This is a genomic window from Anaerofustis stercorihominis, from assembly GCF_024623185.1.
GTDB lineage: Bacteria > Bacillota > Clostridia > Eubacteriales > Anaerofustaceae > Anaerofustis.
This window is the reverse complement of sequence record NZ_JANJZK010000001.1, coordinates 283,979-299,119: the sequence shown is the minus strand read 5'-3', so window position 1 is coordinate 299,119 and position 15,141 is coordinate 283,979. Positions and strand designations below refer to the sequence as shown.

The 15,141-nt window shown below is 32.2% G+C and carries 16 protein-coding genes; all 16 read right to left on the bottom strand.

The genetic code is table 11. The features are described 5' to 3' along the window. Position 1: 1 nt before the first annotated feature. The 16 genes from NSA01_RS01560 to NSA01_RS01485 all read right to left on the bottom strand — a co-directional run bounded on the left by NSA01_RS01560 (position 2) and on the right by NSA01_RS01485 (position 15,139). The gene (locus tag NSA01_RS01560; RefSeq protein WP_257479765.1) at positions 2-382 is read right to left on the bottom strand and encodes a hypothetical protein; all 381 of its coding nucleotides are present in this window, start codon (positions 380-382) and stop codon (positions 2-4) included. Then, on the bottom strand, positions 372-875 hold the full coding sequence (locus NSA01_RS01555) for a DUF4860 domain-containing protein (protein ID WP_117531570.1): 504 nt from the start codon (positions 873-875) through the stop codon (positions 372-374). The genes NSA01_RS01560 and NSA01_RS01555 overlap by 11 nt, the downstream gene beginning before the upstream one ends. A 5-nt stretch (positions 876-880) precedes the next feature. Next, on the bottom strand, positions 881-1,210 hold the full coding sequence (locus tag NSA01_RS01550) for a hypothetical protein (protein ID WP_257479764.1): 330 nt from the start codon (positions 1,208-1,210) through the stop codon (positions 881-883). Between the two features lie 4 nt (positions 1,211-1,214). Beyond that, positions 1,215-2,246 (bottom strand): type II secretion system F family protein, encoded by a 1,032-nt coding sequence (locus tag NSA01_RS01545; RefSeq protein WP_257479763.1) that lies wholly within the window; start codon positions 2,244-2,246, stop codon positions 1,215-1,217. 12 nt (positions 2,247-2,258) lie between these two features. Then, a complete protein-coding gene (locus NSA01_RS01540; protein WP_257479762.1) occupies positions 2,259-3,236 on the bottom strand; it encodes a transglutaminase-like domain-containing protein in 978 nt (325 codons plus the stop codon). 101 nt (positions 3,237-3,337) lie between these two features. Next, a complete protein-coding gene (locus NSA01_RS01535; RefSeq protein WP_257479761.1) occupies positions 3,338-4,795 on the bottom strand; it encodes a lipopolysaccharide biosynthesis protein in 1,458 nt (485 codons plus the stop codon). A 24-nt stretch (positions 4,796-4,819) separates the two neighbouring features. Continuing rightward, positions 4,820-6,199 (bottom strand): O-antigen ligase family protein, encoded by a 1,380-nt coding sequence (locus NSA01_RS01530; RefSeq protein WP_257479760.1) that lies wholly within the window; start codon positions 6,197-6,199, stop codon positions 4,820-4,822. Between the two features lie 17 nt (positions 6,200-6,216). Beyond that, positions 6,217-7,356, bottom strand: coding sequence for a glycosyltransferase (locus tag NSA01_RS01525; protein WP_257479759.1), 1,140 nt, complete (start codon positions 7,354-7,356; stop codon positions 6,217-6,219). Further along, positions 7,357-8,493 (bottom strand): DegT/DnrJ/EryC1/StrS family aminotransferase, encoded by a 1,137-nt coding sequence (locus NSA01_RS01520; protein ID WP_257479758.1) that lies wholly within the window; start codon positions 8,491-8,493, stop codon positions 7,357-7,359. It abuts the gene before it with no gap. A gap of 8 nt (positions 8,494-8,501) precedes the next feature. After that, a complete protein-coding gene (locus NSA01_RS01515) occupies positions 8,502-9,620 on the bottom strand; it encodes a glycosyltransferase family 4 protein (protein WP_257479756.1) in 1,119 nt (372 codons plus the stop codon). A gap of 8 nt (positions 9,621-9,628) precedes the next feature. Beyond that, positions 9,629-10,189, bottom strand: coding sequence for an acyltransferase (locus tag NSA01_RS01510; protein WP_257479755.1), 561 nt, complete (start codon positions 10,187-10,189; stop codon positions 9,629-9,631). Beyond that, positions 10,190-11,263 (bottom strand): Gfo/Idh/MocA family protein, encoded by a 1,074-nt coding sequence (locus tag NSA01_RS01505; protein ID WP_257479754.1) that lies wholly within the window; start codon positions 11,261-11,263, stop codon positions 10,190-10,192. A 19-nt stretch (positions 11,264-11,282) separates the two neighbouring features. Then, a complete protein-coding gene (locus NSA01_RS01500; RefSeq protein WP_257479753.1) occupies positions 11,283-12,596 on the bottom strand; it encodes a nucleotide sugar dehydrogenase in 1,314 nt (437 codons plus the stop codon). A 15-nt stretch (positions 12,597-12,611) separates the two neighbouring features. Continuing rightward, a complete protein-coding gene (locus tag NSA01_RS01495; protein ID WP_257479752.1) occupies positions 12,612-13,868 on the bottom strand; it encodes a glycosyltransferase family 4 protein in 1,257 nt (418 codons plus the stop codon). 15 nt (positions 13,869-13,883) lie between these two features. Then, positions 13,884-14,498 (bottom strand): acetyltransferase, encoded by a 615-nt coding sequence (locus tag NSA01_RS01490; protein WP_257479751.1) that lies wholly within the window; start codon positions 14,496-14,498, stop codon positions 13,884-13,886. Continuing rightward, positions 14,498-15,139 (bottom strand): sugar transferase, encoded by a 642-nt coding sequence (locus NSA01_RS01485; protein WP_257479749.1) that lies wholly within the window; start codon positions 15,137-15,139, stop codon positions 14,498-14,500. The genes NSA01_RS01490 and NSA01_RS01485 overlap by 1 nt, the downstream gene beginning before the upstream one ends. Positions 15,140-15,141: the final 2 nt, after the last annotated feature.

Below are 15,141 nucleotides of genomic sequence, written 5' to 3'. Positions count from 1 at the left end.
ATCATTTACCCCCATTTCCTACTTTTACAGAAAACAAGGATTTACTAATATCATTTTCTCCGCTCATGTTAACATATACATTTGCTTCTTTTTCATTTCCTACAATATATAAATCCAAGTCACCCTTTACGACAACATTACCGTTATCAATTTCGCCGCCAAGTTCTTTTGCAACTTTACTTAAATCTCCGTTATAAGCCTTATAACACTCTGCTCCGTCCTGTGCGAGAACAGATGCATTGTTTAAGTTATCACTGTAATCCGACATTGTCTTTGCGGAAGCAAATACTTTAAGGCAAATACTTGAACATATAGAAAAAAAGAATATTATTAAAATAAGTTCCATTAAAAACAGTACGGATTTAGACCTTTTATTTTCCATTACTGGTACCTCCGTCTTCGGATTTCAAAGAAATATAAGCGTCCTTTTTATCTCCTTTATTATCTGTGCAGTAGATATGTATAAGATTATTTTTTACCTTCTTAAACTCTATATTTTTGATCGGCACTATATTCTGACCGCTGTTTAACCCCAGTTCTTTACCTTCCTCTACCGTCAGTTCCTTAACGTATCCGTCATAATAATAAATAATAGTATTAAATTCTTTATCGTCAATCTGATTTTTTATATATAATGCATTTTTACCGTTAAAATCCTTTATATCCACACTATTTTGGGTATCATTATACTTTACTTTGGAAGATATATAATTAATGCATGTCCTGCTTTCATATCTGCTTGAAAGTTTAGAAGCAATAGAGCTGTAAGATTTAACACCGCTTGTCAACACCAAAAGAATACTTACTAAAAATAAGCAAAACATTATAAGTGCCATAGCAGTTTGAATTGTATGAGAATTACTATTATTTTTCATACTACTTACCTTTCTATTATTGTCACATCGGGAAGAATATTTGAAGCAAATATTTGATAATTTACCTTATATTTATATTCATTGATATGTACTCCGTAGTTTTTTACCAAATAATCAAAATCTTTAGGATACTTACCTTCTATAGCATAACAGCTCACTATTGCTTTATTGATACTGTCTTTTGCTATTTTCATTTCTTCTTCCTTACTTTTACTTCCGAGAGAATTTATCCCCGAAACGATAAAAATAAAAATGAATAAAAACAAAATTATTCCAAATAAATTGGACTTTATAAGAGAAAATATCCCATTTTCTTTATAAATACTCTTTTTCATATCTCTATCCTATAAGCGAAATTATATTTGCAAGAGGAATCATAACCGATAATAGTATAGCTCCGGTTATTACCGCCAAAACTATTACAAGACTCGGCTCCACTTTACTGATCAAACTGTTTATATGCTCGTTGGCTTCCTCTTCGCTCCTGTCGGCAATCTGCTTCATTACCTTATCCACACTGCCTGTCTTTACACCTACGCTTAAAAATCTAGCATCTATTTCAGAGAGAAGTTTTACTTCATTTACAGCATCTGAAAAGCTCACGCCTTCTGCCATTTGTTCTTTTAAAGACTTTACCTTTTCTTCCATATCTATATCATTTGTCGTCTCCAATGATAAATCTAAAGCTTCATCTATCTCCAATCCGCTTCCGAGAGCCATTGCCATTACAGATGAAAATCTTGATTTAATGATTTCTCCATATAGATTACTTTTTCTTAACTTTCTGATAAGCATAAATTTGCCTTTTTCGCTTTTAAGAAGCCACATAAGTAAAATTATTATAACAGCAACGATGGTTATAAATGGAAGTGCGTAGTGATTTAAAAGTTTACCTATATTAAGCATTGCAAGTGAAAAGCCTGTCAATGTACTACCCATTTGTTCATACACCTCACTGAATATCGGCATTACCTTAGTTATAAGAACTAATATTACCGCAAGCATCATAACGGCTAAAATGGAAGGATAAAAAACAGCGTTTTTAATACTGGTATTGAGTCTGTCCATTCTGTCATAATATTCGTACAAGGACTTTAGAGTATCCTCCAAATGCCCGGTCGTCTCTCCTGCTTTTATCATCTTCGTCATATAATGAGGAAAAACTTTTGAGTTGTCTATCGCAGTATGCAAGTCTTTTCCTTCAAGCAAGTCTTTTAAAAGAGAATTTAATAATTCCTTACTCTCTTTATTGCTTTCCCCTTTGGATAACATGCCTATGGATTCATCTAAAGGCACACCTGCTTTTACAAGCAAGTAAAGCTGTTCCAAAAAAGATGAGATATATCTATCCGTTACCAATTTTTTATTCATATTTATTCTCCTTTAATATACGTACTTTTCCTGATATTTCGTTCCGTCCCCTATATATTCCTGAAGCTCATCTTCATCTTTATAAGAAGAAGAAAAAGTCGGATCCATCAGGACATAATCTTTACCGTCAAATTTAATTACCTTATCGATTTCTCCGCTTTCTTTGGAATATACATTTACCCAAGCGTGATATACTTCCCCCGAGTATCCTATAATCAGTTTTGTGGGAATATCTTTGCTTCTAAGCATTGCAGTCATAACAACAGCATAATCGAAACATATCCCTTTTCCGCTGTCAAGAACACTGTCTATACTCGGTATATAACCGCTGGTTTCGCCGTTCAAAACTTTTGCTGCAAGATCATTATCATAAGATATTTTATCCGTTACATAATTATATATGGTTTCAATGATTTCAAGCTGCGTCTTATCATCTTTTGTTATATCACTTGCAACTTTAATGGTTTCATCATTTTCATCGAATTTTACATATGCATTGGGAAGAAGGAACGGCATAAATTTATCTTTTATTTCAACATTCAAATCGGTTGAATAAACTGTAGAGTATTGATTTCCAGATATATTTTTATATACTCCTACATTATAAGTTTCGCTGCCATAAGGGAATGAAATAGTTTCATAGCTCCCGTCGCCTTCCAAATCATAATTACAGCTTTCCCTATTGGGCGAATTGACCAAAATTTTTAGCCTCTTATCGGTCTTACCTTTATATTTAACCATTACATATCCGTCTTTTATATTAGAAGCATCAATCTCGGCTTCATCATTACCATATACTTTTTTCCCACTGGCTTTTGGTTTATGAGATATATAAGTAGGTGTTTTATTATTATTAACAGTAGCTGTTTTTGCCTCTGCTCCGCCGGAATCATTTCCTTCATCAGAAGAACATGAACACATAAAAAAAACAAATAAAATACATATAATTACAGATAAAAATGATTTTATTTTGTTACTTTTAAGTGACATAATATTCTCCTTTTTCGAGTATTTAACTTATTATATCATTTTATTACAAAAAAAGAAAATAAAGAGAGTAAATAAAAAAGATATATCAGCAAATATATCTTTTACTTTCTTGATGATAAAACAGATTTTATTTTATTAAGCATATATGTATACGCATCTAGTTTTAATATATGACAACCTATAATATAAATCATAATACCCATTATAATCTGAATTATCAATAATAAAATATTTGGAATATTAAGTATTAAGCTTAAAGAATATACCAATATGGACATTATAACTGCCAAAATCAAATAAGGAATGATATCCCTCCATTGTTCTTTTATAGAATAATTTATTAAGTACTTATTGGGAAAACCATTAACTATAGTTGCTACCAAAGAAAATAATATTTCACTTCCCACAATAGCATATACGCCAAATGGGAAGCTTAACCCAATTAAACAAAGTCCGATAACACGTTTTATTACTTCCAATTTAAGTGCAACATCGCTTCGTCCCAAAGCATTTATTGCTTGAAGATTAGCTGAATGCATAGGATAAAATGCATATGCAATACAAACAAGCTGCATAAAAGGAACGGCATTAAGCCATTTATCCGTAAATAAAATAAGTATCAGCGGCTTTGATACCGCAACAAGCCCAAACATAACGGGAAATATGACAAAGCAATTAAGGGACATTGCTCTTCTGAGCATTTTTTTCATTTCCTCTATTTTATCCTGTTTAGTAGATAAAACAGGAAGCATAACCGCATTTATCGCACCGGTAAGCCCGTTCATAAGACTTGAGCCCAGCATGTCCCCTCTGTTGTAATAACCGAGAGTATCGGATTTAAAAGCTTTACCTATAATCAGAGTCCTTACATTAGTATAAATAACACTGACCAAAGAAGAGCAAACAAGCTTCCAGCTGAATGAAAATAAAGTTTTTACTCGTTTCAATGAAAATATCAACTTTGGTCGCCATCTTACGCTAAACCAAAGCACTACAGTCAAAACAAAATTATTTACTATTGTAGAAATAGCAAGCGCCCATATTCCAGCTCCCGCATAGGCAAGCCCAACCCCAGTTATGCCTGACGCAATACATCCAAGTAAACTTGCCTTAAAATTCTTCTTGAATTCCAAATTTCTTGCTAAAATAGCCTGCTGAACAGTATTAAAAGCGCCAAACACCAATATGATGGCTTCAGCCCTTAGTAAGTTTTTAAGTATATCCTGATGATAAAAATTCGCAACATAAGGAGCCGCAAAAAATAAAATTATATAAAGTACAAAAGAAGCAGAGATACTAAAATAAAAAATCGAAGAGCTATCCAGTTCATCAATTTCCGCTTTTTGAATAAGAGCTGTTCCGAAACCGCTTTGAACGAATATGGTTGCAATATTAATAAAAACAGTAATGATAGCTACTGCAGCAAAATCTTCCGGAAACAATTTTCTTGCAAGCAATATTTGAATGATCAGGTTTATCGCTTGCACACTTATACGTTCCATAAATTTCCAGATAAGATTGATTATAATATTTCCTGAAGATAATTTCTTATCACTCATACTATCCACCAATTTTCAAAATAATTAAATATTGAGCTTATCTTGTTTATTAAATAAATATCCTATTACAAAATAATATACTATCGATACCGAACTTATATATGGATAATATACCGATGAAAGAACCATAGTTATCTCGCACCCTATAAGCATAGAACCTATAAATAAGTATTTAATATCTAAATTTCTATTCGTAAATCCATAAAATATAATTTTTAATAAGTATATTAAAAATAAAACATTCATGATTACAAAGCTCAGTCCTGCTATTATACCAGCAGAATAAGCTATTTGCAAATATGTGTTATGAGAATTCGCTTCAAGATATCCTTCCTGATAAGGAACTTTTAACTTATCTGCATTATGTCCCCAAAAGTTAAGTTTACTTATATACATGCTCCATATCTCAGCTCTTCCCGAAGAAAGAGTATTATCATCGGCTATTCCTTTCTTGCTTCTGTCTGCCGCAGAGCTTATTTGTTCTGTGAGACTTGTAAATTCTCTGTAGCTGCTTTCAGCCTTAAACGTTACGACAAAGGAATTTCCAAATATATTCTTCTCCGCACTAATAATGAAATTACTGACATATGTAAGCATTGAAAATAATATAACTGTCCCGAGAGCAGAAGACAATAATATTTTAAATAATCTAATTAAAATTTCTTTTAAATTTATTTTATTTATAAACAAATATAGTATATAAACAATACCAATAAATATAAATGATAAATATGTAGTCCTCGATTTTACGAATATAGATAATCCAAATACACACCCAATCAATATTACATCTAAAACCTTATTCGCTTTATCTTTTTCTGTCTCAAATAAATATAATAAACAAGGAAAGACTATTGTTAAATAAGCGCCAAGACCATTTGGATTTGCAAGGAATGAAGCATACTGCCCGGAAGTCAATGGAGAAATAAATATTGAAACAATAATCAATAATATAAAACTATATTTTATACCATTATTAAAACTTATTAAAAATTTACTATATCCGATTTCATCATTAAAAATAATATAAAGAATAGGCAACAAAACAGCAAAAATCAATGAACATAATATATATGCCATAACTCTATGTAATATTCCGGAAATAAGGAAAAATCCTGATACAATATATAATAAAATTAGTAAGTTTTTATTTATTTCTATATTTTCAATTTTTTTATCTATTCCAAATAAAATAATAAAAAATGTTATTATTACACCTATAAAAGCGGCAATGGACGTACTTCCCTTATAAACACCGGCAGTAGACAAAAACATATTTATAAATAGCATAAAAAAGCTAAAAACAACTATTTTAGCCTTAATATCTTCAGACATATGACGAGTCTTTTTATATATGTAATTTATAAAATCCATATATATCTTATCAAATATTTTTGCCCTCATAAAATCGTCCCCATTTACTATTTATATAATTTCAGCCAGTCTTTTTTTACCGCATTCCATGAATATTTCTCATATAACTCTTTTACTTTATCAGCATTGTAAATATTAACATTTCCATCAGATATATCTTTTATAATTAAAGGTAATTCATTAAATGAACGATATTTAATATAATCAATACCTATATCATCGAATTCTTTATATACTATCCACTCCGGATTTATAAGTACAGCTCCTCCGTATACGCACTCCTGAATTGATGCAGAAAAAGCATCGCTTTCCTGTGCATGAATAAAAATATCGGTAGCATTCCTTAGCATAGCAGATTTTTCTTTATTCAAAAAATCATCGATTATTACATGTTTAACATTTATTTTACTGATTTCATCAATAATATTTTGTCGATATTCATCGGATGTAAGACCGTAACTTAGCTGAATAACAATATTTAATTTATTCAAAGTTTCATTATCTAACGTGGATAATTCATTTATGACTTTTAAATGGTTTTGTCTTATACTTCCGTTATAGCCTATCATAACACCGATTTTATCTTTTTCTATGCCAAAGAACTCTTTGCATTCATCTTTACTCTTATGACTTTTTACTTTATCTATAACATCATATATCGATATACCAAATTTAGCCCTTACTATCTTATCATTATAAATATCTCCGAACACATCATGAAAATATCTATCCATACCGTCCGAAGAATAAGATATACACTTTGCTTTATCCAGGCAAGGTATGGCTTTCATAAGCTGTTCCTTTGTTTTAGAAAGTAAATCGGATCCCCAGTAAGTACAAACAATTCTCTTACCAAATCTGACTATAAACTTGTTTAAAAAAGTAACCATAAAATTACTTGGGACCGAATGAATATGAATAACATCAAACATCCCGTTACCTGCTTCTTTTTTTACTTTCCTATACATATTTACTAATGTCTTTAACTTTGGTATACGATCAAATAAAAATGTACCATGATTTGTTTCTAATATATTAATATTATTTTTATTATAAAAATCCTTAAAATATTTATTTACAACACTTTTGCTGGCAATAAATACCTCATTATCACTACCCGGGAGTATATACTCAACGTATTCTTTAATCCAAAAGGAATTTGCATTCCCAATTATCAATATCTTCATTTATTTATTTCCGTTAAAAAACTCTTTTATTGTATCAGCTACTTTTGAAATCTCTTCATCCTTCAAATAAGGATGCATAGGTAAGGAAAGCACATTATCACAAAGAGAAATCGTATTTTTAAAACCTTCTCCCTTATATTCAAGATAATCAAATGCTTTTTGTTCATGCATCGGTTTTGGATAATAGATCATTGTAGGTATGTCATTATCAGCTAAATATTTTTGTAAATCGTCTCTGACTTTTTTATTATCCAAAGTGATAGTATACTGAGCAAAACTGGAGTAAAACCCTTTAGGTATATATGGAGTTTTCACTACTCCCTCAAGTTTTTCACTATACTTATCAGCTACCTTATTTATATCTTTTAGCTCATATTCTCTAAAGGCTTTCAATTTAATAGATAATATTGCAGACTGAATCGTATCTAGTCTTGAATTGACACCAATTCTTACATTATCATATTTCATAGACCCTTTTCCGTGTACTCTGTAAGACTTCAGAAGCTCACATATGTTATCGTCATCAGTAAAAACAGCACCGCCGTCGCCGTAACAACCGAGAGGCTTTGCGGGAAAAAATGAAGTCGTACTTATATCACCGAAACTGCAAGCCTTTTTACCTTCTATTTCTCCTCCAAATCCCTGTGCAGCGTCCTCAAGTATAAAAAGTCCATATTTGTCAGCTATCTTTTTTAATTCTGTATAATCAGCGGGAAGTCCGAATAAATCCACTGCTACTATAACTTTTGGATTTAATTTGCCGTCTTTTTTTACTTTCAAAATAGCATTTTCAAGACTATTTGCAGAAATATTAAAAGTGTCCTTATCCACATCAACAAATATCGGTGTAGCACCTATATGAGATACAACTTCTCCCGAAGCAAAGAATGTAAAATCGGGAACAAAAACAGCATCCCCCTCTTTTATATTCCAAGCCATTAAAGCAAGAGATAAAGCGTCCGTACCGTTAGCACAAGTTACGCAGTGCTTTACTCCCACATATTCTGCAAGTTCTTTTTCCAATTTCTCTACCTGCTTACCGCTTATAAAGTTACAATTAGTCATAACTTCAACTACCGCTTTGTCAATATCATCTTTAAGTACTTTATATTGTGTTTTTAAATCTCTGAACTCCATAACTATCCTCACTTCAATATATCTTCATATAAATCATATAATACTTTTTCGTCTATACTCCAGTTAAAATGCTCTTTTATCGTTCTTCTTCCATTTTCGCCCATTTCCTTGGCTGCCTTTGGATTGTCACTTAAGTATTTTATTGCATTTGCAATTTCATCAACGTTATCGGAATTTACAACGATACCGAAATTATATTTTTCAATGACTTCTCTGGCATAAGGATAATCGTTACTTATAATGGGAAGTCCCATGGACATAAATTCATATATTTTTGTCGATAAATTTGAAAGTACCGCATACTGACCTACATTTAAAAGTACGTTTGCACCTATGGTTGACTCCTTATACATATTTAAGATATCATCTCTGTTTAGATATCCTCTGAAATCTACACATTTATATTCTTTAGTCTCTTTAAGTTCTTCTCCGTAAGAAGCAGGCACAAAATTTCCCCCGAGAATAAGCTTTGCTCCTGCATTATAGCTTGCTTTTATCAAATGAGTTATACCTCTGTTATAATTAAGCCCTCCGGCATAACAAACAACAGGTTTGGAATAATCCTTTTTAACTTCTTCATATTTATCATAAAGCTCTTCCAATATAGGAGTATTATTTATATATACACATCTTTTACTTCTTCCCTCAAAAGGATGTTTACCAAACATGGGACATGGAAAAATCACTCCGTCTATTTTTTTGCTAACTTTACTTTCATAGCTTTTAAATACTTTTGAAATAAATCCTCTTAACATTTTAGGGATATAATATTTTTCTTTTATCTGCTCACTGTAATTCTCATGACTGTCAAAAATCACTTTCTTTCCTTTTTTCTTAAGCTTAAGACCATAAGGAAGAAGTTCAGGGTCATGAAAATGATAAATATCCGCATTTACCTCAAGAGCCTTTTTGTAGATATCTTTAGCAGTGAATAACATCCTAGATATCCTGCCTCTGTTACTCGTTCCTATTCCCACGATATGAACATTCTTACTTTCGTAACTGTCACCTTTTGCGACCAAATATACTTCATATTCATTTTTTTTAGCCAACGAAACACATTCTTTTTCGAATATCCTTACATCGGTCGGTTTATGTGCACTTGTCATATGGCAAACTTTAATCATTATTATTCCTACCTTTTTATAAGTCCATTGCTTCCTTTTTTGTATTTTCTTTTACAAGAACATTCTAAATTTTCATCGAGTATATTTCCGCACTCGCACACCCAGCCTATTTGCTTAGCGGGAACGCCCGCAAATAAAGCATGATCGGGAACATCTTTCGTAACTACAGCCCCGGAAGCAATCATACACCATTTACCTAGGTTATGACCGCAAACTATTGTTGCATTTGCGCCTACCGTAGCACCTGTTTCCAAAATCGTTTTTTTATACCCCAAAGGACCCTTCGGATATTTAGCTCTCGGGGTCAAATCATTGGTAAATACCATTGAGGGACCGCAGAAAACATAATCTTTAAGTTCCACTCCTTCATAAATGGATACATTATTTTGAACCTTACATCCGTTACCTATAATCACATTATTTGATACATTGACATTCTGTCCGAAAGAACAATTTTCGCCTATCCTCGCACCTTTTTGTATATGGCAAAAATGCCATACCTTGGTATTTTTACCAATTATGACATCTTCATCTACATAGCTTGATTCATGAACAAAATAATCGCTCATTTAAAATTCGCCTTTCATATCTATACTTGAAAAATCTTTCAAAGGAAGTTTAACTGCTTTTCCTTCTTTTTGTGATTTATAAACGCTTAATACAAGTTCCAATGCATTTCTTCCCGCCACGGCGTCTACATACGGTTTTCTGTCTTCATAAATTGCATTCATTACATCTTTGAATAAAGAAGTATGTCCGTTTCCGTATACATTGCTTGTAGCTTCTTCCAAACCTTTATTTTTATTGTCTTCTTCGGTTTCATCTTTAAAATCCCAAACATCTATATTGTTTGTAGATTTTCCTCCGAGTTTTACCGTACCGTTTTCCCCAAACAAATAAAGAGTTTCTTCAAGATTTTTAGGATATACGTTTGTAGTCCCTTCTATAGTCCCAACGGCACCATTTTTAAATTTCACCACTGCCATACCTATGTCTTCGGCTTCTAGATAGTCATGAAACTGCTGTTTTGTTACACCGTAAACGTCTTCGATTTCATCCCCCATCATCCATCTGAGTAAATCTATACCGTGAATACACTGGTTCATTAATGCGCCGCCGTCTTCAGCCCAAGTCCCTCTCCAAGGTGCTTGTTCATAATAAGTTTTGTTTCTGTTCCATCTCACATGAATAGAACCGTGAGATAATTTTCCGAACCTTCCGCGTTCAAGAGCATTTCTCATCTCCTGAACGGCGATATTAAACCTGTTTTGATGGCATGCTGATACTTTTACATTCTTTTCATTTGAACGCCTGATTATCTCATCAGCGTCTTTGATACTCATCGCCATAGGCTTTTCAATTATTACATTTATTCCTTTATCTATTAAATACAACGCTATCTCGGCATGTGAACCGCTTTCAGTAGCAATACTCACAAGCTCAGGTTTGATTTCTTCAACCATTACTTTATAATCGTTATATCTCTTTATATTTTCGTCCTCTTGTAAACCATGCTTTGAAAGGACTTCTTCCATTCTTTCATCTAAAATATCACATACAGCCGCTATTTCCAATTCATTATTAACAGCAGCTTTGATATGATTGGTAGAAATCCTACCGCAGCCTATTAACGCATATTTCATATCTTTTCTCCTAAATATATTATAAAACTTCTAAATTATCTCTATTTTTAATATCTTTCATTACATTCTTTGTATCAAATATTGCTTTGGCATTGTTACTTACCATTTCATAATCCACATTACTGTGAGCTGTAGTTATCATAACCAAATCATAAGAAGATATTATTTTATCGTCTATTTTATTTATACCTTTTTTACTCTTTCCTTCATGTTTATATTCACTGATAAAAGGATCGTAAAAATCTACATCCGCTCCATTTTCACCCAATATATCTATAACACTGAGTGCCGGAGATTCTCTGTAATCGTCTATATCCTGCTTATAGGCAACTCCCAAAACAAGTACTTTTGATGTACTTAAAGCCTTACCGTGCCTGTTAAGTATCTTCATTGCTCTTTCAACACAATACTCCGGCATTTTATCATTAATCATCATAGAACTCTCGATCATGGAAGTATGAAAACCATATTCCCTTGCTTTCCATGAAAGATAATATGGATCTAGAGGAATACAGTGTCCTCCAAGTCCGGGACCGGGATAAAAAGCTTGGAAACCATAAGGTTTGGTCTTTGCAGCATCAACAACTTCCCAAAGACTTATTCCCATTTCGTGACAAAGCATTGCAAGCTCATTTACAAGACCTATATTTATATTTCTATAAGTATTTTCCAGTATCTTTTCCATTTCCGCAACTGCAGGAGATGAAACAGTATGGATATCACTTTCCAAAACCGAACTGTACATAGCCGAGATCACTTCTGTTGCGTCTTTTCCTATAGCACCTACTACTTTAGGAGTATTTTTGGTTTTATAAATAAGGTTACCCGGATCGACTCTTTCCGGAGAAAATCCAAGATAAAAATCCTCACCGCATTTAAGTCCCGAGCCCTCTTCCAAAATAGGTTTGATAAGCTCTTCGGTTGTTCCCGGATAAGTAGTTGATTCCAATACTACCATAGTACCTTTTGTTAAATACTTGGATATTTCTATGGTAGAGCTTTTAACATAAGATATATCCGGCTGCTGGTGTTTATCTAAAGGAGTCGGAACACATATGGCAATAAAATCAACATCTTTTACAAAACTAAAATCAGTCGTAGCCGATAACATTTTACTTTCGGTAAGCTTCTTTAAATCACTGTCGACCACATCTCCGATATAATTTTCACCGCTGTTTACCATATCGACTTTCTGTGGCTGAACATCAAAACCTATAGTTTTATATCCGGCTTTCGCTTTTTCGACGGCAAGGGGCAGACCAACATAACCAAGTCCGACCACTCCAACAATTATTTCTTTATTTTTTATTTTTTTTAAAAGTTCGTTTTTCATATTTTTCACCCTATCTTACTTAATTAAATAATCTATTATATCAATCAACTTATCAGTAAGTTCGTCAAAGCTAAATTCTATACTTGCATTAAGTGCATTGTCACATAATTTAGAATACTTATCTTTATCCGATATTATTTTATTTTCTATATCATCACAGTATTCATTAAGATCATCGTACTTCTTACAAATACCGACATTATTATCTTCTATTAAATTAAATTCTCCAAGATTATAATTAGCACATATCGGTTTACCGCTTGCCATATATTCAAAAAGTTTATTCCAGCTAACTCCGTATGCTCCTATATTTCCGGATATCCCACTAATCAAATTTAAATCGCTCTTTGATAATATAAAAGGAATATACTTCTTTTCTACTCTTCCTTTAAATACTACATTATCCAAAGACAACCTTTTTGCTTCTTCTTCCAAAGGTTCTTTTCTGGGACCGTCTCCGTAAATAATAAACTTGACATCATCTAAATGTTTATATTTATAAATTTTTGCCATATCAAGGATTTCATCTACATTATTTACATCTCTTATGGAACCGGCATATACTATTTTAAATAACTTATCATTATTTAGATCTTCATCTTCAAAAGTATATTTATTCTTATTCTCTTCAAATTCCTCAAGGTCTACCCCGTTATTGATATAAAAAACTTTTTTTTGAGGAAGGACACTTGTCCAATTTCTGTCTTTTATATATTTTTCTCCCCCGGGAATAGTAAAAAGAACTGCGTCAGACTTTTTATAAATCCACTTCTCTCCCTTATATAAGATTTTTGCAATCAAACTCTTTCTTTTTATTATACCATACTCTATAAGACTTTCGGGCCACAAATCCCTAACTTCACTTATACAAGGTATATTAAATTTCTTTTTGATTTTAATCCCCGCAACGAGAGCCAAAGGATGGACGGAAGAAGCATATATTATATCAGGCTTACCTTCAACTTTCATATATTCATTTACCGCTTTTTTAACATTTTTATAATATGAAAGCATATTCTTTATCCTTGATACTCCATTTCCCATATAAGGAGACGTTTGTACAAAAATATAAGGAACATCATCTTTTCCTTTTTTTTCTATATATAAATCATTATTTAAATCCACAATTTCATCACTGTTATGAACGGTACTAGCACAAAAAATCTTTACTTCATGCCCTTTTCTAAGTAAATATTTCGCAAAACTCTGATGTCTTCCCAGTTCATCAAAATACATATTAGTTGCATAATGATTTAAAATCCATACTTTCATATATTACCCCATTAATTACTTGATTTTTATTAAAGGATTTCCGACATAAGTTCCTTTTTCGTTTATATCTTTTACAACCACACTTCCAACACCAATTATGATATCTTCGCCTATAATTACATTATTTTTAACTGAAGTCCCAACTCCAAGCCAAGTCCCTTTTCCAATGCTTACACTGCCCCCCATATGAACTCCGGGAGATAAATGAACAAAATCATCAATATTACTGTCGTGATCTACGCTGACGGAAGTATTGATTATAGTATGATTTCCTATTATACTTCCGCTGTTAATTACACTGCCGCCCATTATCACACTGCCTTTACCTACTATTACATCTTCACCTATTACGGCAGATGGATGAATAAAGGTAGAATAATCAAGATCATATTCCTTAGAGATCTTTTCTCTTACTTGATTAATACCTATGGCAATTATAAATTTAGTATCTTTATTATATTTTAAAACATCCTCGACTTTGCCTGCTACTTTACAAGATAAAATATCACTGCCGACTTCTAAATTGTCATCTAAAACTTCAATTTCCGACGGTTCATATCCGTTTTTCTTTATTATATCAATAACGACTTTGGCATGTCCGCCTCCGCCTATAACAACTATCTTTTTCATTAAATAACCTCTTCGGCTTCTCTGGAGCCTTGAAATTCTTCCATTGTTACTGAAGTACCGCTGTCGATACCTTCTTTAACAAATACTTTTTTTATTGTTTTAAAAAATATGAATATATCCATAAACAATGAAGAATTATTTACATAAAATATATCAAGCTCAAACTTTTCTTCCCAGCTTATTGCATTCCTTCCGTTTACCTGTGCATATCCGGTAAGTCCGGGTTTTACATCGTGCCTATGAGCTTGTCTTTCATTATATAAAGGCAAATATTTAACTAAAAGAGGTCTTGGACCTATTATACTCATATCTCCTTTTAATATATTAAACATCTCGGGAAGCTCGTCAAGACTGGTGGATCTGAGGATCTTACCAAACTTAGTAAGTCTTATCTCGTCATCCAGAAGTTCCCCGTTCTCATCCTTTTCATCAGTCATTGTCCTAAACTTATACATCATAAATATTTTTCCGTTAAGTCCCGGTCTTTCCTGTTTAAATAGAATTGGTGAACCTAGTTTCACTCTGACCAAAAACGATACTATTAATAAAACAGGACTAAGCGCTATAATCCCGCATAGTGATAAAATAAAATCTATGATCCGTTTTATATATTTATCATAAAAAGTACGTTTTCTAATCATAA